21 protein-coding genes and 4 pseudogenes are annotated in these 23,814 nt (G+C 38.7%); 2 read left to right on the top strand and 23 right to left on the bottom strand.

What is annotated here, in order from left to right:
* Positions 1-78: 78 nt before the first annotated feature.
* The 9 genes and pseudogenes from IGI66_RS18535 to IGI66_RS18495 form a co-directional block, all read right to left on the bottom strand.
* Positions 79-651, bottom strand: a complete 573-nt coding sequence (locus tag IGI66_RS18535; RefSeq protein WP_002292150.1) for a Dps family protein — start codon at positions 649-651, stop codon at positions 79-81.
* Positions 652-1,185: 534 nt separating this feature from the next.
* Positions 1,186-1,425, bottom strand: a pseudogene (locus IGI66_RS18530) (transposase); the annotation flags it as partial.
* A pseudogene (gene topB / locus IGI66_RS18525) lies at positions 1,425-3,132 on the bottom strand (DNA topoisomerase III); the annotation flags it as partial. The pseudogenes IGI66_RS18530 and topB, both read right to left, overlap by 1 nt.
* Positions 3,132-3,446, bottom strand: a pseudogene (locus tag IGI66_RS18520) (recombinase family protein); the annotation flags it as partial. The pseudogenes topB and IGI66_RS18520, both read right to left, overlap by 1 nt.
* A gap of 459 nt (positions 3,447-3,905) precedes the next feature.
* A complete protein-coding gene (locus tag IGI66_RS18515; RefSeq protein WP_002318452.1) occupies positions 3,906-4,670 on the bottom strand; it encodes an ABC transporter permease in 765 nt (254 codons plus the stop codon).
* A complete protein-coding gene (locus IGI66_RS18510) occupies positions 4,667-5,320 on the bottom strand; it encodes an ABC transporter ATP-binding protein (protein WP_438849970.1) in 654 nt (217 codons plus the stop codon). The genes IGI66_RS18515 and IGI66_RS18510 overlap by 4 nt, the downstream gene beginning before the upstream one ends.
* Positions 5,321-5,403: 83 nt before the next feature.
* Complete coding sequence (locus tag IGI66_RS18505) at positions 5,404-5,826, bottom strand: cupin domain-containing protein (protein ID WP_002307506.1); 423 nt, start codon at positions 5,824-5,826, stop codon at positions 5,404-5,406.
* 722 nt (positions 5,827-6,548) lie between these two features.
* A complete protein-coding gene (locus IGI66_RS18500; RefSeq protein ID WP_002311028.1) occupies positions 6,549-6,737 on the bottom strand; it encodes a hypothetical protein in 189 nt (62 codons plus the stop codon).
* A 556-nt stretch (positions 6,738-7,293) separates the two neighbouring features.
* Positions 7,294-8,422 (bottom strand): annotated as a pseudogene (locus IGI66_RS18495) (DNA topoisomerase); the annotation flags it as partial.
* A 78-nt stretch (positions 8,423-8,500) separates the two neighbouring features.
* On the opposite strand from IGI66_RS18495, the gene IGI66_RS18490 reads away from it, so the two are divergent.
* Positions 8,501-9,181, top strand: coding sequence for an IS6 family transposase (locus tag IGI66_RS18490; protein WP_438849900.1), 681 nt, complete (start codon positions 8,501-8,503; stop codon positions 9,179-9,181).
* 176 nt (positions 9,182-9,357) lie between these two features.
* Here IGI66_RS18490 and IGI66_RS18485 read toward each other — a convergent pair whose 3' ends face one another.
* From IGI66_RS18485 to IGI66_RS18470, 4 genes are all read right to left on the bottom strand, one after another.
* On the bottom strand, positions 9,358-11,010 hold the full coding sequence (locus tag IGI66_RS18485) for a relaxase/mobilization nuclease domain-containing protein (protein ID WP_438849899.1): 1,653 nt from the start codon (positions 11,008-11,010) through the stop codon (positions 9,358-9,360).
* A gap of 1 nt (position 11,011) precedes the next feature.
* A complete protein-coding gene (locus IGI66_RS18480; RefSeq protein WP_010742431.1) occupies positions 11,012-11,362 on the bottom strand; it encodes a plasmid mobilization protein in 351 nt (116 codons plus the stop codon).
* 241 nt (positions 11,363-11,603) lie between these two features.
* Entirely contained in the window at positions 11,604-11,990 is a 387-nt protein-coding gene (locus tag IGI66_RS18475; RefSeq protein WP_010742432.1) for a hypothetical protein, read from the bottom strand.
* Positions 11,991-12,064: 74 nt separating this feature from the next.
* Entirely contained in the window at positions 12,065-13,705 is a 1,641-nt protein-coding gene (locus IGI66_RS18470; protein ID WP_114526122.1) for an ArdC-like ssDNA-binding domain-containing protein, read from the bottom strand.
* 254 nt (positions 13,706-13,959) lie between these two features.
* Between IGI66_RS18470 and IGI66_RS18465 the strand changes: the two genes are divergently transcribed.
* On the top strand, positions 13,960-14,046 hold the full coding sequence (locus IGI66_RS18465; RefSeq protein WP_114526121.1) for a type I toxin-antitoxin system Fst family toxin: 87 nt from the start codon (positions 13,960-13,962) through the stop codon (positions 14,044-14,046).
* A 136-nt stretch (positions 14,047-14,182) separates the two neighbouring features.
* Here the strand turns inward: IGI66_RS18465 and IGI66_RS18460 are convergent, their stop codons facing one another.
* The 10 genes from IGI66_RS18460 to IGI66_RS18415 form a co-directional block, all read right to left on the bottom strand.
* On the bottom strand, positions 14,183-15,721 hold the full coding sequence (locus tag IGI66_RS18460; protein WP_071862926.1) for a hypothetical protein: 1,539 nt from the start codon (positions 15,719-15,721) through the stop codon (positions 14,183-14,185).
* A gap of 20 nt (positions 15,722-15,741) precedes the next feature.
* Complete coding sequence (locus tag IGI66_RS18455) at positions 15,742-16,920, bottom strand: toprim domain-containing protein (RefSeq protein WP_090408150.1); 1,179 nt, start codon at positions 16,918-16,920, stop codon at positions 15,742-15,744.
* A 62-nt stretch (positions 16,921-16,982) separates the two neighbouring features.
* Entirely contained in the window at positions 16,983-18,794 is a 1,812-nt protein-coding gene (locus tag IGI66_RS18450; RefSeq protein WP_090408147.1) for a VirD4-like conjugal transfer protein, CD1115 family, read from the bottom strand.
* A 29-nt stretch (positions 18,795-18,823) separates the two neighbouring features.
* The gene (locus IGI66_RS18445; RefSeq protein ID WP_010742434.1) at positions 18,824-19,159 is read right to left on the bottom strand and encodes a hypothetical protein; all 336 of its coding nucleotides are present in this window, start codon (positions 19,157-19,159) and stop codon (positions 18,824-18,826) included.
* A gap of 46 nt (positions 19,160-19,205) precedes the next feature.
* Positions 19,206-19,484, bottom strand: coding sequence for a hypothetical protein (locus tag IGI66_RS18440; protein WP_114526119.1), 279 nt, complete (start codon positions 19,482-19,484; stop codon positions 19,206-19,208).
* A 44-nt stretch (positions 19,485-19,528) separates the two neighbouring features.
* The gene (locus tag IGI66_RS18435) at positions 19,529-20,032 is read right to left on the bottom strand and encodes a DUF3801 domain-containing protein (RefSeq protein WP_114526118.1); all 504 of its coding nucleotides are present in this window, start codon (positions 20,030-20,032) and stop codon (positions 19,529-19,531) included.
* Between the two features lie 62 nt (positions 20,033-20,094).
* Positions 20,095-21,333 (bottom strand): hypothetical protein, encoded by a 1,239-nt coding sequence (locus IGI66_RS18430; protein WP_010742437.1) that lies wholly within the window; start codon positions 21,331-21,333, stop codon positions 20,095-20,097.
* Entirely contained in the window at positions 21,323-21,613 is a 291-nt protein-coding gene (locus tag IGI66_RS18425; RefSeq protein WP_010742438.1) for a hypothetical protein, read from the bottom strand. Before IGI66_RS18425 ends, IGI66_RS18430 begins: the two co-directional genes overlap by 11 nt.
* Before the next feature lie 13 nt (positions 21,614-21,626).
* On the bottom strand, positions 21,627-22,355 hold the full coding sequence (locus IGI66_RS18420; protein WP_010742439.1) for a hypothetical protein: 729 nt from the start codon (positions 22,353-22,355) through the stop codon (positions 21,627-21,629).
* A gap of 14 nt (positions 22,356-22,369) precedes the next feature.
* Positions 22,370-23,814: phage tail tip lysozyme (locus IGI66_RS18415; RefSeq protein WP_438849898.1), on the bottom strand; the 1,445-nt coding region annotated here is incomplete at its 5' end.

The following is a 23,814-nucleotide window of genomic DNA, read 5'->3' as shown; positions in this document are numbered from 1 at the left end:
AAAAAATTGATGCACATCAAGAAAATGGAAAAAGGACTGGAAAGAATTCCAATCCCTAAATCAGCTTCTACTTTTACCTTAATCTTCATCCTCATCAAGAGCGTCATCATCTTCTAATGCTTCTTTACCAATGAACGCTTGCAGCATCCAAATGTTCTTGTCTAAGTCATTTTTAAAAGCAATCAATGTATCTTCTAAAGCATCGTCACCCTCGTCTTGAGCTAAACGAATCGCGCGAATAGTTAGGTCACGAGTGCTTCTGAAGTCCTCGATAATATTTTCAACCATGTCTTCTGCTTTAGCGTATTTATTAACTGCATCTTCCGAAAGCATCGAATATTTTTCAAATTCAACCGTTGTCGAAGCAGGTTTATGCCCAGAAGTAATTAGACGCTCCGCAAGTTTGTCGAACCATTTTTCATTTTCGTTATACAACTCTTCAAATTTTTCATGCAACGTAAAGAAATTGGCTCCTTTTACATACCAGTGATATTGGTGCAGTTTCACATGTAATGTATGCATGTTGCCTAAAAGATGATCCGCAATGGCCGCTGCATTAATTTTCGTATGATGAACATGTTCCTTGTGTTCTTGTTCTTCTTGCAATCTTTCTTGGGGTGTTCTTTCTTGAGTAGCTTTATTTTCAGTCATGATTTATTCCTCCTATAATTTTGGTTTGTTTAAAATAGCTTTCTTTGATTCCTCCTTTTTCTTTACTGAATTTAGTATAGGATAGATTTCCGTTAAAAAAATTGACGCTCATCAAGAAAAGTATTTCTTAATAGACGCCAGGCTTCTCTATTAAATTCAACTGAAATAATCAAAGGAATGAAGTCGTTCCCTCCAAACAAAAATTTCATTAAAGTAGGGCCTAAAAAAAGAATAGCAACTATACTTTGTCAAGAGACCTGACTGCTATTTTTTTGCTTGTTATTCTTCAATTACCAAATGTCTTGCCTTGCAGTATATTTAATGCTCTTTCTCACTAGTGTTCCATGCAACACTAGTGAGAAAGAGTATTAATAAGATTAACCTAGAAGAATAACTTTACTTTATTTATGTCATACCATAAATAAAAATTGAAAAGAATTTTTTATTTATTTTTAGTAGATCGATTAATAGGAGTTTTAGCTTGGGAGCGTCAATAATTTTGTGTAAATGGTTCTTTCCTACTGTAGATTGTTTCTAATTCTCCATCGGTTGACTCAGCATTTGTTCGAGCTCGCCTTCGGCCTGTTGGAAACCTTTATGACTGCGACCTAGGAATTTTTGGTTGTGAGTATCAAAAGACGAGACTAAGAAACGTTCCATCGACTCTTCATTTTGGAACTGTTCCTTGCGGTGGCTGTATTTCTTGATTTGCTTATTAAAGGATTCAATCAAGTTCGTAGAGTAAATAGTCTTGCGTATGGCTAATGGGAAATCATTTCAGCACTCGTTAAAAGGTGCTGACTTTCAACTGCCTGGCACAATAATTTTCCTTTTTCAGTTACAACAAGTTTATTCTTAATCACTTGGATATATTCTTTTTGTTTTAACGCTTCAATAATACTTGCTCTTGTTGCTTCTGTTCCAATCCCCTCAACTTCTTGTAAAATTTTTATTGCTTCTTCATTATCAACCGTTTTATTCGCCGTTTTCATAGCGGTTAAAAGTGTACCCTCTGTAAAAGCTTTTGGCGGTTGCGTTTCTTTTTCAACACTCTTAACATCAACTTCGGCACGTTCGCCAATGATAACGAGTGGTAACGTTTGAACGTCCTCTTTTTCTTCTTTGGTTTGTTGTTTGAAAAGAATTTTCCAACCTTCTTGTTTTGGTGTCTTTCCGATCCATTGAAACAGCAAATCAGCTACTTTCGTTTGTATCTTGGTTTCTTCATACAAGTAATCAGGTAAAAACATGGCAACGGTCGTTTTAACGACTAAAGCATATATTTTTCGTTGTAAATCGTCCATTTTTGCTAATGCAGATTCGTTAGGTACTTGTTTTGTTGGAATAATGGCGTGGTGTTCCTGTACCTTACTACCGTCCACATAACGCTTTCTAGGCTCTGTTTGAACCATTTCAAGATCAAGTCCTAAACAACCGCTATATTTGCCAAAATTCGCTTTTAAATAAGCAAATTCGTTCTCTGTAATAAATGGTGTATCTGTTCTTGGATAACTCAATAATTTTGCTTCATACAGTCCTTGCATAGCTTTTAAAGTTTGGCTCGCTGTCGCTTTATAAAGCTGATTGACTTTTGATTGCAAACTACTTAAAGAAAACAAACTCGGACTATTCGTTTTCTTCTCTTTGGTTTGAACATCAGCAATTATCCCCTCTTGATTGCCTATTTTAGCTTGTTTAGAAGAAACAAAAGCTTAAAAGCTCCTCTTGGGTTTTAAAACGCTGTGTGGGGCTTAGAACGCCCTTAAATGACCCTTGGATTACTTTTATACTAGCTTCCACCTCGAAAAAAGGTTCTTTTTTAAAATTCTCTGTGGCTTCCTGGCGCTGAAAAATAAGGTATAAGGTGGGCGTTTGAACACGTCCTAGTGAAAATGTATCTTGTACGCCCTTCTGTTGTAAATTTAACGTATACAAAGGGCTTGCGTTCATGCCAATCAACCAATCGGCAATTTGGCGTGTTTGCGCTTCTTGATAAAAGGGATAGTAATTCATTCCTGGTTGCAAATTTTGAAAACCGCTTCGGATCACATCTTTTTCTAAGCTATTGATCCATAGTCTTTTAAATATTTTATCTTTTGAAAAGGCATTTGCTTTATGGATAATCGACCAGGCGATATTTTCACCTTCTCTGTCGCTATCTGTTGCAACAATAATTGTATTTGCCTTTTTGAGAAGTTCTGCAACAATTTTAAACTGCTTTCCTTTATCTTTTGCGACTTCAAAATCGTATCGATCAGGTAAAATCGGCAAAGATTCAAGTTTCCAATTTTGCCACTTTTCGTCATAATGACCTGGTTCTGCTAATTCGACTAAATGCCCAAAACCAAAAGTGATAAACGTTTCATCTGTAAATAGTGGGTCTTTGATCTCAAAATAACCGTCTTTTTTGGTGCTTTGTTTTAAAGCACTTGCGTAGGCTAATGCCTGGCTTGGTTTTTCAGCTAAAATAACCGTACTCATTAACTATCCCTCTTTTCTTTGTTTTTTCTTTGATCTACTGTCACATTATATCTTGATCGATACCTTCTAAACGTTCGGCGATTGATTCCAGTTTTTTCTTCAACTTCTTTATCGGAACAACCGTTCAAAAATAAATCAAAGGCATGTTGTAGCCGTGGATCGTTTTCTTTAAATTTAAATTACTTTCCTTTGAATTTCCCTTTTTCCTTTGCTAAAACGATACCCTCGGCTTGTCTTTCTTTAATTTTTTTACGTTCTGATTCAGCTTGATATTTATAAATTTCAATCACTAAATTATTAATCAATTGCCTTAGATGCTTCTGTTGCCGCTTGGAATGATTTAGTTGTTTTAACTTCATACATAAAGTTCACTTATATTCCTCCATTTTTCATTTCATGTATATTTTGTGGAATCGACTTTTTTAGAATCTGCTTTGAATATTTTATCTATTAAAGCTTCTTTGATAATAGTGTCCATGATTTGGAATTCTTATTGGATAGAAATTTCTTTCTAGAACATGATTTCGTCGAAAGTTCTCATTGGTTGAGGATAGGCATGTTCAAAACAATCAGTCCGATATCCTTTTAATCCAGTTGCTGCACTATATAAAAAATTTCATCATAGTTTCGCCCTAGTCGTTCCAAAGATTCGATGACAAAAATATCCTTCTTCCTTAAAAAATGAAGTTCTTTTTGCAATTATTCTCGTGAGGTCTTCTTTTAACTACATAAAATTGTAACCACTGGTTTTAAGAGTAGTGTATCATCCCAAATCATATAATTAATTGACTGCGATTGTTATAAAACTCACGGTAAGCCATATAACTAGCAATAAACGAAGAAATCGCAGTAACTGAAATCAACATAAACATCACAACAATTTGGTAACGAATCGCTTGAACAGGATCAATTCCCGCAAAAATCAACCCTGACATCATACCTGGTAGGCTGACAAGTCCAACCGTTTTTGTTCGGTCAATAGAAGGAGCCATGCCCGTTTTGACGCTTTCTCTTACAATACTCATGGACGCTTGTTTTTTATTGGCTCCCAATGCCAATTTTTCCAATACCTGTTGGCGTTGGTCCGTAAATTTTGAATTCAAAGACCGATAGGTCACTCCAATCGCAGTCATGGCGTTGCTGGCAATCATGCCTGTAATTGGAACGATTTGGGAAGGGGACCAGTCAATGACTCCTGAAAAAACAAGAATGAGTAAGGACAAGGCTGTTCCTACTCCAATAGCCGTCGTTGAAATTTTAAAAGAGCGGTTGATCCCCTCACTGCGTGTATGGGCGTTATAAGAAGCGTTGAACACAATGAACAAAACCATCGCTAAAGTGAGAAAGTTGTTATCCACTCGTAATACGTAGCTCAATACATATCCAATAAGGAATAATTGAACGACAGCGCGAATTCCCGCAATAAAAATGTCGTTTCCTAATCCCAATTTCTCTTTGTAATCAATCAACAAGGCAACTATCAAGAGGACAGAGGATAAAAGCAAAGAAAGATTACTGATTTCCAAATTGTTTGTCATTTCGATTCCTCCATTTTTCCACCTTTGATAGTAATCAGACGAGAAGCTTGGTCGATTTCTTCCTGGTTGTGAGTGACGGCCAACACCGTAGTTTGTTGGTCTTTCATCATGTCTCGGACTAAATCAAGGACAATCGCTCTGTTTTCTTGGTCCAATGAACTGGTAACTTCATCCAGGAGCAACACTTTCGGTTGATACATCAAATTTTGGACCAATGCAACCCGTTGTTTTTCCCCTCCTGATAGTTCCTTGACCTCTTTCGATAAGTAAGTTTCAGGTATTTGAACTCGTTCTAACAATTTTTTTGCACGTTCCCGATCAAATCCTTCTTCTCTTATGCGGGCAGGAAAAGACAAGTTCTCTTGAACTGTCTCATCGAATAGAGAAGCGTTTTGAAAGAAATAAGAGACTTCTTTTCTATACTCCACAGGATCGATTTTTTGCAGATCCGTACCTCGATAATAAATTTTTCCGGAAGTTGGGGAAAGCAGCGTACCAATTAATTTCAAAAGGGTACTTTTTCCACTTCCAGAAGGACCAGAAAAAACAATCACTTCCCCTTTGTTTACTGTAAAAGAGATATCTTGAAGGATTTGGTTTCCGTTTGCCTGAAAACCAACCTTCTCTAATTTAAACAATGAATCACTCATACCACTTCTCTCCTTTATAAAAAAGCCCTGCACCAGTGGACCATCCATACGGGTGCAGGGCTTTTGTTTCATCCTAGTGTACCTCAGTGTTCGTTTGGATCGTTTTTGGCGTCTTCATGAGTAGGGTGAACCGTTCCTTCAAGGTGATCTGGACCAGCATAAATGGTATACAGTCTGAGCGGCTTATCACCGGTGTTTTCGATGTTGTGCCACATGTCCGCCGGAACAAATACGGCGTCATCATCCATCACTTTTTGTTGAACATGTAAGTTATCTTTAGAAGGCCCCATTTTACACACGCCTTCTCCTTCTTCAATACGGATAAATTGGTCAATGCCTTCGTGCACTTCCAAACCGATGTCATCGCCCGGTTGAATGGACATTACGGTGACTTGCAGTTTACTGCCTGTCCAAATGGTCGTCCGGTAATTATCATTTCCTGTGGTGGCGTCTTCAATATTAATGATATACGGCTTCTTCCCATGATCCTTGTAGTCTATTTCCATCTTCCATTCCTCCTAGTCTTTTTACTAAAACAATGATACCTACTTCTTATTTATAATAATTCTAATTAATGGTACCACATCTAAAATTCTATGCAAAAAATTGGCTTTTTGGAGAGCGATTCTAAACAAAGACCATATAACGCGCAATTACAATTGGTACCCCTTAATCCTCAGCACATAAAGGAAAAAATATGGAATCAAAAAATAACCGATATGTACTCTGGTTATGACTTGAATCAGGGAGAATTTCAGAGACGACACATCATACTTTTTTAGTTTGCACTTGTAAACTAACTAGCGTACATTAAGTTTATGCTCACTATCAAGCGTTGTCAATCCTTTAGAATCTTATCAATTTCGAAAGAAAGTAGCAAGGTTATTGATTGTGACTGTAAAAGTGGGGTGTTCCTATAAGCACATTAAACTATCTTCTCTAATTTATCATGCTATTTAAATTCTGTTTTTTCATGAGAATTTTTGTCCAAAACTTGTTAAAATGATTTTAAAAAATACTTACATACACAATCCCCAAAAAACACTAATGTCATTTCAGTCAAAAAAGATACCGCAGAAAATTTCCACCTGAGATTCAATACGATATTACTCTCTTGACAGCCAGCTTAATTCCTTAGTTGAATAGATTATTAAAGTGCACAAAAAAACAATGCGGCGTTTGTTATATTTTCTGGTATAAGCGACGGTGCTATAAACTTTTTTGCAGATTAAAAATCATATGAATTTAACTCCAGTAATAAGAGTTTAAGTGCCAATGCATGCATGATTCTTTCAATTTCCGTTTTATGAGTAGACAGAGCGATTCCTTCATTGCATTGGAAAATGAGTTTGTTTCTCGTAATATGTATGCTCTCATTTTTGGTTGCATAGTATTCTCTCCATTCGTCTTCATACATAAGAACGCCTCCTTTGATCATCCTATATTTAAGTCCTTCGTTATTAATATACGTAAAAAGTTGGTATTTTATTTTTATTTTCTCTCTCTTTAAAAAAACTGAAAAAAGAGCGGTTTACAGGCATTTTCATGGATAGTTACCCATAGATCAATCTGAAATGAGCGTAGAACTTCCCTCTCAAACACTGGTTTTTTAGAGAAATACGAAATATTAGGGTTATTTGCAGAATAGCTACTTATTCTTACAAAGCAACAAGCGAGCAAAAGAAAAATTCCTTTCAAGCGTTTTTTGGCGGTACACTATTTTAGCGACAGGCAAGATAGCAAATATTTTTTACAACTGGTTTGACTGTCGGCGACGACAGCCCACAGCCAAAAATAAAGAAGTCAAGGACTGTGAGGGTGGAGATTTTTTGGTGGTCTGCCAAAAAATACTTACCCGTTTCTTGACTTATTTAAGTGTTATTCAGTTTTAGGCTATTACAACTGGGTGACTGAGACGATTTTGGGGGCTTGCCCCTTTTTTCCAAAAGGGGCAAGGTCTAGATCTTGTGTTTTTATTTTTTTGGAAATTCAAAAGCTAATTTCATTTCGTCATTCAGCGTTAACTTTGCCGAGAAATTGCTTCCTTTTTTACTTTTGAACCCTTTGATTAAACTCGTTTCTCTTTTGCTTAATAAATCTTGGACATTTTTCTTTGTGAGTGCTTTTTGGCTCCATCTTTTAGGAAGCGTAAATTTGCAACCGTCTTTGTAGCCCGAACAGCCATAAACTTTTCCTTTGTCTACTACGCTGTTTTGACATTTCGGACACGTACCCATCACATTTTCTTGTTCCATATGACCGGCTACATCTGCAATGTTTTCTTTTTTGTCTTGGAAGTTTTGTGGCACTTTTTCAATGAGGTGCTGCACAAACCGCTCGATACTGCCTAAAAAAGCTTCTTGTGTGCCTTGTTGGCTTCGGATCTTTTTCAAATAGCATTCCCATTGGGCAGTCATGCCGGCATTGGCGATTTCGTCCTCTGCAATTATGCGGCACAACAATTCGCCTTTTTCTGTCACATAGATTTTACTCTTACTGATCGTGATGTAGTCCTGTTTCTTCAAGGTTTCAATGATACGGGCTCTAGTGGCCTCGGTTCCAATCCCTTCGGTTTCTTTAAGAATGTCTTTGCTGTCTTTATCGTCCATTGCCCGTCCGACATGTTTCATGGCGGTTAGCAGTGTGCCCTCTGTATAGTAATTGGGTGGTTGGGTTTTCCCTTCCTTTGTTTCAAGGGCGAAAGCCACTGAATCATTGACGGTTACTTCTGGTAAAAGTGGGTCGTCCTTGTCTTTTTCTTCCTGTTTATATAGTCGTTTCCATCCACGCTCTTTTTCTGTCTTCCCTTTTGATTGGAACAGAACCTGATTGATCGCTGTATCAATGGTGGTTTCGTCATAGATATACGGCTTTTCAAAAATTACGAGGGTACGATACAAGACCAGAAGATAAATGTTTTTTTCGTCTTTCGTTACATCACTGAGCTTCGGCAATGTCTTCGTTGGAATAATCGCATAGTGTTCTTGTACTTTTGCTTCCATCTACATACCGTTTATTTTCGTTTAGCTGCGGTTCGGAAATGCCCACTCCTGCTAGTTCGAGATACCGACTGAGGTTGCTTTTCAGGTAGTCAAATTCGGGGATAGGTTCTGTTGCAAAGTTTTAAATCTACTATCAAATAAGGTAGAATAATAGAAAAAGATAGCAGGAGGAATGACGATGAATCATTTTAAAGGAAAGCAATTTCAGCAGGATGTGATTATTGTAGCCGTGGGCTACTATCTTCGTTATAACCTTAGCTATCGTGAAGTTCGAGAAATCTTATATGATCGTGGCATTAACGTTTCTCATACGACGATTTATCGTTGGGTGCAAGAATATGGCAAACTACTCTATCAAATTTGGAAAAAGAAAAATAAAAAATCCTTTTATTCATGGAAAATGGATGAAACGTACATCGAAATTAAAGGAAAATGGCATTATTTGTATCGAGCCATCGATGCAGATGGTTTAACCTTGGATATTTGGTTACGTAAAAAACGGGACACACAAGCAGCCTATGCTTTTCTTAAGCGGTTAGTGAAGCAGTTTGATGAACCGAAGGTTGTAGTCACAGATAAAGCCCACTCTATTACAAGTGCCTTTAAGAAACTAAAAGAATACGGCTTTTATCAAGGGACAGAACATCGTACCATTAAATACCTGAATAATTTGATTGAACAAGACCATCGTCCAGTAAAGAGACGCAATAAATTCTATCGAAGTTTACGCACTGCCTCTACCACGATTAAAGGCATGGAAGCCATCCGAGGATTATATAAGAAAACCCGAAAAGAAGGCACTCTCTTCGGGCTTTCGGTCTGTACTGAAATCAAGATATTATTGGGAATCCCAGCTTAAATCATAGATACCGTAAGGGATTTTATTCTTTATTTAAAACTTTGCAACAGAACCTTTTTTATTTTTTCACTCACTAGCTCCCACCGCCCCCGCCGCTTAGTGGTTCAAAAATAAACGGGCGGCTCGCCCTGGCTGAACGAAAAAGAAAAAGCTGCTGAAAGAGGCCGGGTCATTTGTTACTTCTTATTCACACCATGCTCAGGACGATTCTTCTCTTCTGGTTTTTCTGCCACATATCGGATTTCACGATACGCTTCAATCTCTCCAACGATTTCTTCAAAGCGATCATTTAGAATTGACCGACTCAATTTTACTGAAGCAAGCTCCTTCTGAATCGTTTGATAGTCTCCTGATGTTTCAATCTCTTCAGAGTCAGGATCTTTACCCAACAACTGATCCTTCGCTGCTTGATTCAGCTCAATGATTTTCCCATCAAGTTCAATCAGTTTATTCTTTGCTTCATGCAGCGCACGATCCAATTTGACTTCCAGCTGCTGAAGCTGCTTTCCGTTACTAACATCATGATCCGCAAGAAAGTTGATTGCCGAAATAATTTCATTTAATTCTGACATGACCGGCTCTTTCTTCAAAGGTACGGTTCCATTGTAGAGACTCAATTGTTTGACCAACGTCTCTCCTGTCATGTATTTATTCCGATTGGCATTCTTCTCGTTCATGAAGTAAAATATATCTTCCTTTTTTACATAGAGATTAAAATCTCCGTTTTCTAATTGATCAATTTTAAATCCCCCAATGAACAGCTGACCATGATCAGCGACACCAAAATCGACATTCAAATAAATTCCTTTTGTGGTCACATGATCGACTTGCCAGCTTTCTATTTTTACCTGGTAATCAAAATCATTCTTGATCTCATTTTCTTTTTCCTCGTAACGATCGACAACTTCCTCAACTGTAAATGTTGCAGTGTTTTCCTTTAATCGAGTTTCAATTCGATCAAGATTATATTTTTCTGGATCTCTCTTCGTGAAACTCCGACCCCGAGTGTTTTTGATTTGTGGATGATCTAGCAAACGATACGTTGCCCATTTTTTTGAAAAATCTACATGCAAGTACAACGCATCTGCTTTCTCTTTGAAGTCCTCAATGCTGGAAGAATGATCCAAAAGAAAGTCCAACCTCGACTTAATTTTACTTTTATAAATCGATTCCGTTTGCCACATCGTATATTTCTTGTGAGAATTCTTTGGCGACTTCTCTATAATTTTAGCGCCTGCTTTTGCTGCGTGTTTGTCTGATATTTTCTCCAAAGTTCTTTTTGTACTCTTCAGCCAACGGTACGAATTTCCATCCATCATGTTTGTTGAATTAAACAAAATGTGATTATGAATATGTTCGCGATCAACATGAGTCGAGATAACAAACTCATGTTCATTACCAGTCAATTCTAAAATCGTTCTTCGTCCTAGCTCATGAATTTCTTCGGGCGACAAATTGTCTTCTGGTGAGAACGACTGGATAACATGATGTGCCAAAATTCTATTTCCCGATTCAAGCTGCTTCAGTTCTAGCGACTTAGGTTTTCCCGTTTTTAAATCGATCTCGACATCAGTTCCTCTTTCGATTACTGCATTCAACTTTGTTGCGGAGAATTCATCCGCCGCATTTTCGACTGAAGCAATGCCAAAAGTAGACACCAGTTTTTTACTCATTGTTTTATCTTCGTTGATCAGATACGGAAATAAATTTCCTAAATGATCGTTGTCTTCACTTTTTTGAATGGTCGTCTTGCCGGCATTCTTTATATAGTCCTCCGCTTGCTTCAAATGATCAAACGACCGGATAAAGAAATGTTTCGTATAAACCATCTTATCTCCCTCTCTGCATTTCCTTTTTCAATGCTGAAGAAACCATGATTTGTAAATTTTGCACATCAGTAAGCAGCTGTTCAACATCATCGATGGATATTTCTTCGAACTGATTTGCAAGTCTAGCCATTTGATTGACGTTGTTTCCAATCCGGCCAACTTCCTGGTTCAACGTTCGCAGCTCCGAGTAATCGACATGGACGATCTCGCCGGTAATCAACATGATTCGAGCAAAATTTTGAAAATTATTGTACGGACTTTGGTCTATTTTATTTTTCAGATAGCCCCATTCTTCTTGACTAAAGCGGACTTTTTTTTGAATTGGTCTTTTGCGTTTAGGTTCTTTTTCCATCTTCAGTTCTCCTTTTCCTATTGACTCCGCAAATCTAGGAACGGTAGACTAACCCTTTTGCGAGCAGAGCAAGTGGGTACCCACTCGCTATATTTTACAAAAGAGCCGTCAATTTTGACGACTCCTTTCTAAATGTTTGGGGGTTCCCCCAATCCCCCTTTTGCTGAACGACTGACTTTCACTGACGTTCATTTGACCATTTTTGACGTATTTTTCCGCTTCACTGAAGCGAGTGTCCATTCTAAACAGACGACCGTTTACTTTTTTGTTTTTCTTGTGACTCGATTTCTTCCTTTTTCGTCATCTCTTTGACGATTTTCAGTTCGTTTTTCCGTTCGATCGTTACACCAAAGTCCGGATCATAACTATCGACGACTTCTTGAATCAACTCATTGTATTCATGAGTCGCTTTAATTTTTTTCAAGTGTGCGATTGTCTCTTTATATTCAGTAAGATCGATTTCGATTTCTAATTCTTCCATTTCTTGAACCAGCAACTCTAATCTTCGAATCAATTGTCGCTTAGAAATAGATTTCCTTTTATTATGGATTCTCGGTGTTTCACTTGCAGGATCAACTAATAAAATTTGCGAAAGCGTGTGTACGATCGTTTCGTTTTTCATTGGCATTTTTTCTTAATTCTCCTTCTCAGGTTTCTTTATTTTGTCTAAAAGCGATTGGTTTGTCGTCCTCAGCCGTCCATTTAGCGAGTCAGTCGAAGACTCTTTTCTTTTGGGTTCGGCGGCTCGACCTCCTTGGTTTCTTTCTTAGCCGGCACTTTTTCAACTTGCTTCTCTTCTGCTTTTTTAGGTTCCACAAATCGTCCTTGTGCCCTGGCAATTCGTTCTTCAAACTTGTTGGCTGGTTCTGCCATTGCGAAAGATAGAGCTAACGACTTGTCCAATGACTCGATGATTTGTTGCGCTTCTTTTGTAATTCTATCCAACGACTCAGTAAAAGAATCAATCGTTTTTCCTTGTTCCGTCCATGAAGCTAGATAGCCAAAGGAGTAGCTGCTTGTGTCGATTCCCAAATGGTTGCTGACGATATAGGCGACCGATTCCGCTTCGAATTCTTGTTGGCTATACGTTGGATCTCCAAACGAACTTGTTGAATCTGCATGAAGTTTTGCGTGAGTGATCTCATGAATCATTGTCTTCAATGTCATATATTCGCCTAGTCCAGTATTGATAACAATTTCCTTTTCGACCTTATGATAATAGCCATTCGCACTGCTAGGGAATTCCTCAATTTTTAGCGGCACCGGTGAAATAGCCTCAACCGCTTTGAACACCTTGACGAATTGCTCCGGCGTTTCAAAGTTGCCTTCCAATTCATGAATCGGTTTTGGTATCGGTTCGCCGCTGGTCTGGCTAACATCAAAAACCGGAGTAAGAAAGAAGTAGGTTTCCTTCACAACTTTTCCATTTTCATCTTTGATCGGCTTTCCATCTTTATCTTTCTTGATTGCTGAAGCCGGAGCATAAACGTACAACGCCTTTGATCCTTTCTTAACTGTTCGCCCTACTTCTTTCCACTTATTGAAACCAGCAACACGAGAAACAGCGGGATTCTGACTAAGCAATAAACGGACATTCTTTTGAGAATATTTATGGAATTTCGAAACGAAATTCAAATAGTTTTTGAAGAGATCGGTTTCTAAATAGGAAGAAACCCCCTCCTTCAAATGAGCGGACAGGGCTTTGTAATCTTTTGCTTTGATAGTCTCTTGAATTGATTTTTCGTTTTGAACATCGGGGATCTCAACAACAGTAGAACCATTTTCTTCTTTCTTCGCTGCCACATCATTCAAATGATTGAAGAGTGTCTCTTGTTTCATTGTTCCTTTTTCTGATGTATTGTTCATTGATTTCTTCACCTCGTCTTGCATCTTTTTGATTTGTTGTATCCCCTCCGGAAAAAGCGGCACGGTTGAAAATTGATAGTTCGTAGATTTTTTATCGAGCCGATCCAAGCTTAAAACATATGATTCGAACGACTCTCTAATTTCGTCTTGCTTCGAAAAAATGAGAGCAGATTGTTCTTCTGGCAGCGTGTTTCTGATCTCTATCGTGTACTCAGCTGGAACAAAAATCGACTTTTGATAGTCTAATCCCGGTCGCTTGAAGTGAGGATTGTTAGTGGGGAAAGGTGTTTCAAAGTATGCCCCTTCAGGTTTTTTGTTTCCCAAATTTGCCCGTAAAGGAATGTACCAGTTTTCATCCTGGCTATACAATCCAACAAAACTTCGAGCGACTTTATCTAGTAATTGCTCGCTTCCAGTCCGAGCGATCGTCTCAGCGATAAACCGCTGATTAATGGTAACTAGCTGGTAAATTGACATTGTTTTCTCCTTTTGCTATAGTTAGGTTGCTGAAGATGTACAGGCAGAACAGGCCTTGACTGTTCCATTAGGTAAGGCATCTTCGGGAGCGAACCTTTTAGGTTCGCTTCTTTTTTTTCTTTAAATCCAACAAAAAAAGTACGCGTGAGAGACACACGTACTCATGAATAGTTTTAGCTCATTGTCCTTATTTTATGTGATAAAATGAAGCGTCGCCTTCCTACAAGTCTTAGCGACTGAAGGAGGTGTTTTGAATGTTCGACGTGTTCGTTTGCCCCCTTCTTGTCGGAATAATCGTTTCCTTATTCAGTTATTGGCTGAATAACCGAAGCAAGAAGTAAAACTAAAAAAGGCGACATCAGCCCACGAAAAAAGCCCTGGAGAATCCTACCTCTCCAGGGCTTACGTGTTTCAAATGTTCGATCGTTTGCCCCTTCAGTATAGCACGAATGTAGTTAATTCTCAATTATAGGATTTCTATTTCATCCTTGGGCTTTCATTAACCGCTCGTTTGTCTGTTGACTTCTCAACGTTCTTTTCGATCAACTTATTCAACTCAGTTGCTTTCATGACTCTTTCTTCAAACTTATTCTTAGGCCTAGAACTTTGTTGTTCATGCGGCAAAGGTTCGTCTGAAGGAGGACGTGTAAGCTCTTCCGCTGGTGCCTGTTCATTATGAATCGGTTGTTCCTTTGCCCCAACTTCATTGGTCAAATTTTCTTGCATGGCTTTGGCCATATGATCATCATAAAGAGTCTGAAATTTCTCCACTGCTGCTTCTGTATATTGTAATGGCGTACCATCCTTTTTCATTGCATCGTATGCTTCTTTTCCGCCTTCGTAAAAGAAATCATAGTATTCTTTCTCCCAAGTTTCGGTAAGTTCTGAACTTCCAACAAGTGACAAATTATCTTTTATCCCCCAGGCATCCTTCAGAAAGACTTCCCAGGCTTTATCCAAATCTTCCGTTCCGAACCGCTTAGTATGTGCTTCCCAATTATGCTCTGGATCGGCCGCTCGTTTATTGAAAGCAACTTCAGCGACATGACCAAAATCAAATAGCCTTTCCGGGCTCTTTGAAGAATTTTGTGTTTCTTCCTCTTTAGCTTTCTCATTATTCGTGAGATTGATGTCTTTTTGACTAATGCTCTGGTTATAAATTTCTTTTACGCTCTCTACATCGATATTGAAGTGGCCCTCGTACTCATTGTCTTCAACTACTCTCTCTCCATCCATTTCATACTCTCGTTCAACAGGTTCAAAATCCTTTAATGTTTGTATGTTTCTTTCTATCACTTCGATTATTGGTGTTGTGACTTCATTCAGTTCTATATCCTGTTTATTATTTGAGTAAAATTCTTTCAAGTTAGCAAATTCAATATCGGCATAATACCCGACTGCATTTTTATCCCAATCAATATAAGCATTTACGACTTTTTCTATTTTCCCTACAAATTCATTTGTCTTGCTGGAGTTTTCATTTCGAACCTTTTCAACTTCTTGCTCTCCACTTTGTCCTCCTTGTTTAGCAACTCGTGGATCTACTCTGACAACTTTTTCTTCGATCGCAAAACGTTTGTCGATTTTAGCACCTAGATTTTGCATTTTCGCACTAACATTCAAGAATTTTTGGTTGATCCCGTTTTTGATAGATAGGCGTATATCGTCCGTTGTGTCTGCAATCAAATATTTCACAACAGCATTAAATTCACTAAATGCTTCCTTTATTCTAGTTAAGAATCCGTTGGACTTCTTTTCAAGCTCTTCTTTTGTCGTTGCTTCAGGCAGTCCATCTATCTGCTTCTCATAGTTGCCAATAAGAGCCTCGATTTTAGAAAAATGGGAAGCTAAAATTGAATCGATTTCCTCTTTCGTCACATATGTTTTCGGTTCTTCAGCTGTCAGATTGTCAATCGGGGAAGCTTGCTGCTGAACCTCTTTTTGCTCGATGACTTTGTTTAGTGCTGACACACACTCTGAAGCTGCTTCCATATACTCTTTTTGTTTGGGTTCCATAGTATCGCTCCTATTTTTACTTATTTCATTCGAACTGAACGAGTGATTCTTTCTGTTGATTCTGTCTCTCCACGAGGCACAGTCCGGTTGATTCTCGGCTTCTTTTTTTCCCTATTCGCTGTCACTGCTTGTTTGATACGAGCATTAAAGATTTTCTCTTCAGGCTTTTTTATCCGTTGCAACACCTGGTTCCAATCCGATTTCGTTTCGCCTTCCAGCAGCGCCGGCACCTGTGGCGTAACTTCAAATGACTGAACGCCAAAATCAGAAATGAAATTCTTGCCGGCTCGATCATTATCGACAGCAAGCACAATCTGTATGAGTTTATTTGGTTTACTCTTCTTGCTTAAATCATCCAAAAAGTCCGGTTTGTCTGCTTCTTTCATTTCTATTCCTAATTGATTGACTATACATTTTGATATTGTGCCTTTTCTTAACCCGTTCATTGAAACCAAAATCGCATGATCAATCGTGTTTTTGAATAGCTCGTAATAACTCATTAAATCTATCGGCCCTTCAAAAGCGATTACTTTTAATGGGCGTTCTTCAGACAATTCATTCGCTTTCGGTGGCTGGCCAACTTTCATGATGAAGCCTGAAAATCCGTCACCATGAGTTCTCTTTAAATAAGGTCGTTCTTCACCTTTTTGTTCCCAAACACCTTGAACAGTCATTCCTTTGATACGATTCTCTTGATCCATTGATTTAAAAACGATCACAGGTTGAATTTTATTCGTTTTGAAATCTCTGTAAGTTGCTTGAGCGAGTGCACCAGCGGACAGGAATTGATCAATCGTTTCGTTTGATAGCAAACGTTCTTCAGTAAGGTACTTCCGGCCAGTCGAAAAGGTTTTATGATCCTTTAAAAAGTAGCTGAAGGGTTTCTGTGGCGAGTTCTCAATCTTCGCCGCTGCTATATCCGTTCCAGTAAGATAATTGACTGCTTCTTTAAAGCTGCATTCTTTAATCGTCTCAACTAATTTGATAGGATCTCCACCAAAACCTTGCGAATTCCAATAGAAGAAATTTTTCTTGGTATCGATCATAAAACTATCGTGTTGATCCCAACAGTAATTTCTTCCTTGCCGCACTAGCCCCATTCCTAAACTTGTGGCCACATCGACAATATTTTTCCCTTTCGCTTCAGCAAATAGTTTTTCTCGTTCAGCATGGGATCTCATAATTTGATTTTTCTTCATTTAGTTCACCTCTGCTTCTACAAAATTAAAAAGCAGCTTGTTTAAGCTGCTTTCTAATATGTTTATGCTGCATCAGAATAAATCACTCCGTGATCGATGAGTTGGTCTGGTGTGATCTTATCCAACAATTCTTCCGCTTCGTTTCTATATCGCTTGTAGTTATACCAGTTAGGATCTCCTGGTTTATCACCTAGCAAATGTGCTTTCGGATGATTTTCCAACGGATATTTTCTATCCTTAAAAACGTATTCCTTAGATACAAACAAAAGACACTCCATACCATTCATTCGGCCTATTTCGTCCGGTGTCAACAAATCTCGGCCTTGCTTTTGTTTACTGATCGATCCGCCAGATGTTCGGCTATTTTGTTCTGTCGTATTTCTGATCGTGATCGTTTGTTTTCCGGCTCGTTGGGAAAGATACTTCATTGTTGCTTCCTCTTCTCCGCCCAGGAACAACAAGCTCGCACAAAGTGTAACCATCGAAGCCCAGCCTTTCTCATACATCTTCTTCAGCTGATCTAACGCTTGAAGAATGATCACGATTGACATATTCCGACTCCGGAACGTTCCCAGGGCTTTATCAATATTAGGAATCCTCCCAATATTGGCAAATTCATCTAAAATCCAGCGTACATGCAGCAAGGATTTACCTGGTGCCAAAGATTGCGCGCCGGATAAAATGTTATCGACTTTATGCCGCAGAGTTTCCATTGCCGTAGCAAGGAAAATAGCTGACAGGAAGTTGTAGGAATCGCTGGTTTCTGGAATCGTGATAAATACTGCTGTTTTCTCTTCGTTCCAGCTCTCAATATCCATCGTATCTTCTTTAACCATATCCACGACTTGCTCGTGATCAAATACGGAATACCGAGCCGCAGCGATTGCTAGAACGCTGGCCCTTGTTTCTGATTCGTACAAGTCATTAAATAGTGACCATTGCTTGTAAGCATAGTTGTTCGGATGAAGTTCATTTTGTTCTTCAAACCATTGTTCGACCGGACTAGGTATTTTAGGGTCTTTACGCTTCGTAAACCGCAGCATATCCCCGATCATTGATAAGTTGGGTAAATATTCGTTGTCTTGGCCGTCGAACCACAGATAGGCAATGAACGCCCTTGAAAGCAGCGCTTCCGCCTTGACCCAAAAATCCTCACCTTGCTTATCTCCTTTTTTGGTTCCTTCAGTTATTGCTTCTAGTACCCTATCAACATCAAGCTCCGTTTTAATGTATTTAAACACGTTAAAATGATCACTGTTAGCAAGGTTAGCTAGATCAAATATTTTTATCTTATATCCGGCATCCTCTAACGCTTTCCCCGTCTCACGAACAAGCAGGCCTTTAGGATCAGTAGTAATGTAACTGCCTTGCATTTGAAGCAAGTTCGGCTTTACATAAAAGCGTGTTTTACCGGAACCTGGATCTCCGAAGATACAGGTATTCTTATTTCGTTGAACCGCAATTGGAAGACGTTCATTCAAGATCCCCATACGAGCGTGTTCAGTTTGGATGATATTGTATTCCTCTTCTTTATCAGCGTATTTTTCCATATCTTCAACCTTGGCAAATCTCGCTGATCCGTGTTCTTCCTCGTTTCGATAAATACCTTTATCATTCTTGTAGACGTAACCTAGCAGACCACAAAAAAATCCCGTTAAGCCAGCAGCTAACGAGATTGGTTTAAACATCAATAGGTAAATATGGAAATTACTAGCGAGATCATTCAAGCCATCTAAAGAAAAAGCAAAATTGATCACTTCAATTATATCAGCATTCGTAAAGGAAAACAGCCAATTACTGATTGTATAAAAAAGAACGAACAAAACTGCGGATAGGATCAAATAGGGGGTTAACGACTTTTTATATGTTTGCATATTCCACCGCCTTTATTTTGTGAACTTTTTCAACATTCATTCAACGCTATGGCTTTTGTTATTTCCTTGCATGGGAAACAATTTGTTCCATTCTCGTCAAAATCGTTCGTAATATATATCGGAGTAAGATTCCCATTTTCTTCATGAATCGTAAAATAATCCTCTTGGTTTTCTCTACACACAATGTAGACACCCAGCGCTGGATTTTCCCTAATGAAGAATTCATCTGATTCAAAACCCTCTTCAGACAACATTTCTCTGATTCTAAATAAATGATCTTTTTCCAAACAATAAGGGATACTATTAATTCTTTCTTCAGTCAGTGATCCCTCAATCTTTCTCCAATCATCTAAGTAATTCTTCATTTAATTCCCTCTATTCTTTTTTTAGTAGTTACAATATTAGATCCTTTTATTCCAATTTTTTGAAAGTCGATGAATCAAACCCTAGATTTTTGATTCTTTCTCGGTAAAATCTATGCACTTCCGCATTTCGAGACATTTCTAATAAATGGTTCGTTTGAGCAACCTCATAAATACCAGTAATAGAACTCTCTACCTTATTAGGTGTATCACCTTTCTTTTGTAGCAAATCAAACCCGTCTAGCAGCATGGCTCCTTTTGGCGACTCTGATTCCACTACACTATATTTCTTTTCATTGTCTTCAATGGTTTCAACGACAAATAGCATTTGTTCCCCTTCTTTCTATAGAATTCATTAAGCTAAATGTGCCATCAGCTTTTTACGGGTGCTTTGACTGTAGGTGCTTTCTTGATTGATCCCTGGTATTTTGATTGGTGTTTTTGTGCGTAAGCTACTTTCTCTTTGAAACTCATAGTTCCTGGTTTTTTCAACACCTTCTTAGAAAACGAACCTAAGTCAGCAGCTGCTTCTTTGATGATTGGCTGTAATGCCTGGGCGATCATCCGTTCATCTTTCACCTTAAAATACAGCCGGACACCGTTTGGATCTTCTTCAAAAGCAAATGAGATATTGTGTTTCCCCAAATGCTCTCTTACTTTATTCAAATCAACTTTTTGGGATAGAAATTGAACACTGATAGGATCTTTTTGATTCAACAATTTGTATAATTTTGTTTCACTAGGTGAATATCTCTCATGGATTTGTTTCCCCATGTACTCCACTTCAGAGCTTACTTTCAGTAACGTCTCTAGGAGTGTTTTCATCGTGCTTACACCATTTATATATAATGAATGAACTAATTCTTTTTGATCCATTCGTCACCTCCAAATAGAAAAAGCTGCCATTGCTGGCAGCTCTATAGGACTAGCATCTTCAATTATTCTCCAACTCGAATTCGTTGAAAATCGGTAATATCCGGAATTTCTTCTTTTTCTTTCTTTTGTTCTCTTGGTTCATCGATGTTTAAGTCTAACGAGCTGAAGCTTGATTCGATATTCTCCATCATCTTAGCAGACAACTCTTTTTGACGTTCTTTCAGTTCCGTCATCCGCTTGTCGTATATTTTCTTTAGGGCTTCTGTTTGTTTATTGTACTCGGTGCGGATCTCTTCTTCCGCTTTATTCTTGTATTTTTCATCTAAAAGAAGCGCTTTGGCAGAAATTTGATTATCATAGTCTTTTCTAATCCGTTCCATTTCTAAAGCATGACGTTTCTCTTCTTGTTCGATTGCTTTGGTTTGTTGATCAAATAAATCAAATTCCATTTTACTAACCGCAGCGTCTTTTTCAGCTTGTAATTTCGCTGTAATTGATGACTCTATGATTGAACGTTTGTCGGCTGCTACAATCTCAGCTTCAATCTTTTTCTTTTCGTCTAGCATGAACAGATCCATACGTTCTTGGAAGGTTAAATTGGACGCCGCCGCAGATCCGTATACTGCTTTTCCTTCCCCTGGTACCCCTAGCTGAACCGCATTTTCTTTACCTTCTACAACAGACTCAATCACTAACCCACTTACTGTAGGCGAAACCGGCTCGCTTGTACTATTTTTAGCTTCTTTTTCTTCTAATTGTTGCCTTAATCGTCGGATTTCTTCTTGTTGCTCTTTTTGAAGAGCAATCAGTTCTTGAATGTCGCTTGGTTGATAAGTAACTTGTTCCTTTTCTTCTTCAACCGGCTCTTCAGTTGATCGAATAGTAGGAACAGCTGCATAGCCCGCCTCACTATCATTTTGCTCCACGTCTTTTAGAGGCGGAAATGGTGGCGTTGGTGGTGCAACAAAAGCCGTTTCTTTCTGATTAGAACTACTTAAAAGTGTTTGATCGAACGGAATTACTTTTCGCGTATAAAAGGATTCCATCAACGAATCAAAATCAGTTTCTAAATCCATCGGAAATTCTATACGTTGCCCGTACAACACAACGCCTTTTTTATTTTGTTTGATGATCACTACTGAGCCGGAAGTATCTTCTTCTAAATGACGAGCATTTTCTTCTTCAGCCCAACAGATAAGATCCATAGCATCTTTCATTTTTTCAGGTGTTTCTACATTATAATCATCTGAAAATTCAAAACTATACTTCTTTTTAACGATCGAAAGGGGATTAAACTTCATCTGATTGTCCTCCTAAATTTGAATGGTTCTCCTCATTAACGACTTTTCCATTTGAAGAGGGTGACACCGCAGCGTTGTTGTTTCCAAGCATATTCATTAAGTCCTTCATATCCATTCCCTTATCAACTAATAGTTGGGAAACAATATCCATATCCAGCTGTTCTAACGTTGCCCGTTTTGTTTTGCAAATCTCGTTTTGCTTTTTAAGGGTTTGTTCCGCTTTTTCTAATTCTTTGGCCAGACGATTACGTCTTTTTTGTAGATCTTCAATTTTACCCAAAAGATGACCTCTCCTATTCTGTTTTTGATTCTTGTGTTTGAGAAGCCGCCGTTGATTCTTTTGTAACCGCTTCGGTTGTCTCTGAAGAGTTGTTCGTTGATTGACTGTCTTCAGTCTTAGAGCTTTCTTTTGTCTCGTTTTCCTCTTCATCTTCATAAGTATTCGTTCTCGCCGTTTCGCCGGTAGTTGTCAAGAAAATACGATTAATATTATTGACTTTAAAACGACCGTTTTCTTTAATAAATGTAAGCTTCAGTGTTTGCGTTTCAGGCGTATCTACCAACGCCCCTTCAGTCGTTCCTTTTTCCACTAGCTGGGTATTATGATATTTAACGTCAACTAATACAACCAGGTTCTCACTATCGATATAAACGTCTGCTTCATCAAACACTTGATTGACCACATAACCCTTGTATGCTTGATTGATGGGTAGATCCTCTATATCGGTTTCTTGTGTATACATCGATTTAGTCATGAAGGGTTTATACCTTGAACGATTTTCTGACAAATCCTTTTTCGTATAATAAGCGATCAAGAATGCCTCTACATCCTTTGTATTGAGTTGATTCTTTTTCGTCTTCTCTTCAATCGTATTTTTGGCAGTAGACGAAGCTTTTGTTTCTGTTTTATTCTCAGATTTACTGGTCAGCTGGCCGATGCCGAAACCTGTTAAGATTCCGGCAACCAGCAAAGCAACAATCGCCAAACGACTAATAATTTTGACCTTTTTTTCGTTATACATATCTCTTTCCTTTCTTACTTATTGATTCCTAAAACAACCGCCGGATCAAGTAAGCTCGCGACTGATAAATCAGTTGATTTTGAAATTTCTAAGTGTAAATGCGCACCAAAACTGTTACCGGTATTCCCTACTAAACCAACGATATCGCCTTGTTTCACCTTGTCGCCAACTTTTACTTTTAATGCAGAACAATGAGCGTAAAGACTTGTTTGTCCGTTATCGTGTCTTACTCGGACATGATTTCCCCAGGAGTAATGGAATTCTGCTGTGATAACAGTGCCCCCATCGATCGCTTTGATTGGTGTGCCCTGTGGATGTGCAAAATCAAGTCCTCGATGGTAATCTCCCATCGATCGCCAGCCAAAACCAGAACTAATATTTGGTGGACTAATTGGTAGAATATATTTCCCAGTGCTTCCTCCTGGATCGCTATCTGGATTCTCTTTGAAATACTTGTACCACTTTTCACCTGCTTCTACTCGTGCTTGCAGCTTATCACCAGGATTTCCTTCCCAACGAACTAAGAAGTCGCGGGTCAATTCAGCCACGCTGCTTCCTGATTCTCCACTCAATATTTGCTTGAAGATCGTTCGATATGCTGGAACGTCACCATTTAACATGAAGTCCATCTGTAAGCCTAGCGAGTACCACTTTTTCTTTTTTTCTTTGGCGAAATTCACCAGCAACGTATGTCGTGTTCCACCATCGGCCGTATCTGTCCACTGCCCTAGCCCTAAGCCTCGATGGACTATGTTTGGATACCGGCCATAAATTTGCATACCGCCAATCGCTAACCATGCGGGATCATCCCAGGAGTCTTTACTCGCTCCAACAGGGGGCGACAGGTAGTCTCCTTCCGCTCGCTTGGGATTGATACTGCTCTCAACAGAATAATTACCTAACATAGCGCAAATACCTTCTAATTTGTAGCCTTGTTCTGTGAGTTTACTGTAAAGGAAACGGGCATTTTCTAACTCGCCGCCTTCAGGATCAAAAGGTTCAGAAACGGTTGTTTTTTGTCGATAAGAAACACTGGGAAAATAAAAAGCGGGGTTCACCCGCCGCATTGTCTTTTTATCCTCGTCATATTTTTCGTAAGAGATCGTCAACTTGCTACCTGTTGCTTTGGCGACCAACTCTCCTTCTTGAACGACCGAACCGCTCTCCTGGCGTTTACCATAGACCCCTGTCAAAATCAGTCGAGAACCACGCTCGCCCTCTTCAGTGATAATGACTTTCTTTTGGTCTTCATACCACTTCACGTTTCCACTCATAGGTGCTTTTAAATCTAAATCTTGATTTGTTTCAACTTCAATGCTGCCAAAATGAACGGCTTTATCATTACTGACCTCATAGCCAAACCTTCTAGTGATTGGCAAACTGTCAGTTTCAAAAGGCTGGCTTAACTGGCCATCTAACGTTGAATAGCCGTATTCATCCACGTTTTCCTTCATTTCTT

The sequence above is a fragment of the Enterococcus sp. AZ048 genome (assembly GCF_051715125.1).
GTDB classification, from domain to species: Bacteria; Bacillota; Bacilli; order Lactobacillales; family Enterococcaceae; genus Enterococcus_A; species Enterococcus_A gilvus.
This window is presented reverse-complemented; position numbering and strand designations above follow the sequence as displayed.

Excerpts from the sequence above, each read along its gene's own strand:
- IGI66_RS18490 (WP_438849900.1), top strand. The coding sequence starts at position 8,501 with ATGAATCATTTTAAAGGAAAGCAATTTCAGCAGGATGTGATTATTGTA.
- IGI66_RS18470 (WP_114526122.1), bottom strand. The coding sequence starts at position 13,705 with ATGTCAATTTACCAGCTAGTTACCATTAATCAGCGGTTTATCGCTGAG.
- IGI66_RS18475 (WP_010742432.1), bottom strand. The coding sequence starts at position 11,990 with ATGCCAATGAAAAACGAAACGATCGTACACACGCTTTCGCAAATTTTA.
- IGI66_RS18505 (WP_002307506.1), bottom strand. The coding sequence starts at position 5,826 with ATGGAAATAGACTACAAGGATCATGGGAAGAAGCCGTATATCATTAAT.
- IGI66_RS18435 (WP_114526118.1), bottom strand. The coding sequence starts at position 20,032 with ATGGATCAAAAAGAATTAGTTCATTCATTATATATAAATGGTGTAAGC.
- IGI66_RS18455 (WP_090408150.1), bottom strand. The coding sequence starts at position 16,920 with ATGAAGAAAAATCAAATTATGAGATCCCATGCTGAACGAGAAAAACTA.
- IGI66_RS18430 (WP_010742437.1), bottom strand. The coding sequence starts at position 21,333 with ATGAAGTTTAATCCCCTTTCGATCGTTAAAAAGAAGTATAGTTTTGAA.
- IGI66_RS18450 (WP_090408147.1), bottom strand. The coding sequence starts at position 18,794 with ATGCAAACATATAAAAAGTCGTTAACCCCCTATTTGATCCTATCCGCA.
- IGI66_RS18460 (WP_071862926.1), bottom strand. The coding sequence starts at position 15,721 with ATGGAACCCAAACAAAAAGAGTATATGGAAGCAGCTTCAGAGTGTGTG.
- IGI66_RS18535 (WP_002292150.1), bottom strand. The coding sequence starts at position 651 with ATGACTGAAAATAAAGCTACTCAAGAAAGAACACCCCAAGAAAGATTG.
- IGI66_RS18465 (WP_114526121.1), top strand. The coding sequence starts at position 13,960 with ATGTTCGACGTGTTCGTTTGCCCCCTTCTTGTCGGAATAATCGTTTCC.
- IGI66_RS18445 (WP_010742434.1), bottom strand. The coding sequence starts at position 19,159 with ATGAAGAATTACTTAGATGATTGGAGAAAGATTGAGGGATCACTGACT.
- IGI66_RS18500 (WP_002311028.1), bottom strand. The coding sequence starts at position 6,737 with ATGTATGAAGACGAATGGAGAGAATACTATGCAACCAAAAATGAGAGC.
- IGI66_RS18480 (WP_010742431.1), bottom strand. The coding sequence starts at position 11,362 with ATGGAAAAAGAACCTAAACGCAAAAGACCAATTCAAAAAAAAGTCCGC.
- IGI66_RS18420 (WP_010742439.1), bottom strand. The coding sequence starts at position 22,355 with ATGTATAACGAAAAAAAGGTCAAAATTATTAGTCGTTTGGCGATTGTT.
- IGI66_RS18485 (WP_438849899.1), bottom strand. The coding sequence starts at position 11,010 with ATGGTTTATACGAAACATTTCTTTATCCGGTCGTTTGATCATTTGAAG.
- IGI66_RS18515 (WP_002318452.1), bottom strand. The coding sequence starts at position 4,670 with ATGACAAACAATTTGGAAATCAGTAATCTTTCTTTGCTTTTATCCTCT.
- IGI66_RS18440 (WP_114526119.1), bottom strand. The coding sequence starts at position 19,484 with ATGCTATTTGTCGTTGAAACCATTGAAGACAATGAAAAGAAATATAGT.
- IGI66_RS18510 (WP_438849970.1), bottom strand. The coding sequence starts at position 5,320 with ATGAGTGATTCATTGTTTAAATTAGAGAAGGTTGGTTTTCAGGCAAAC.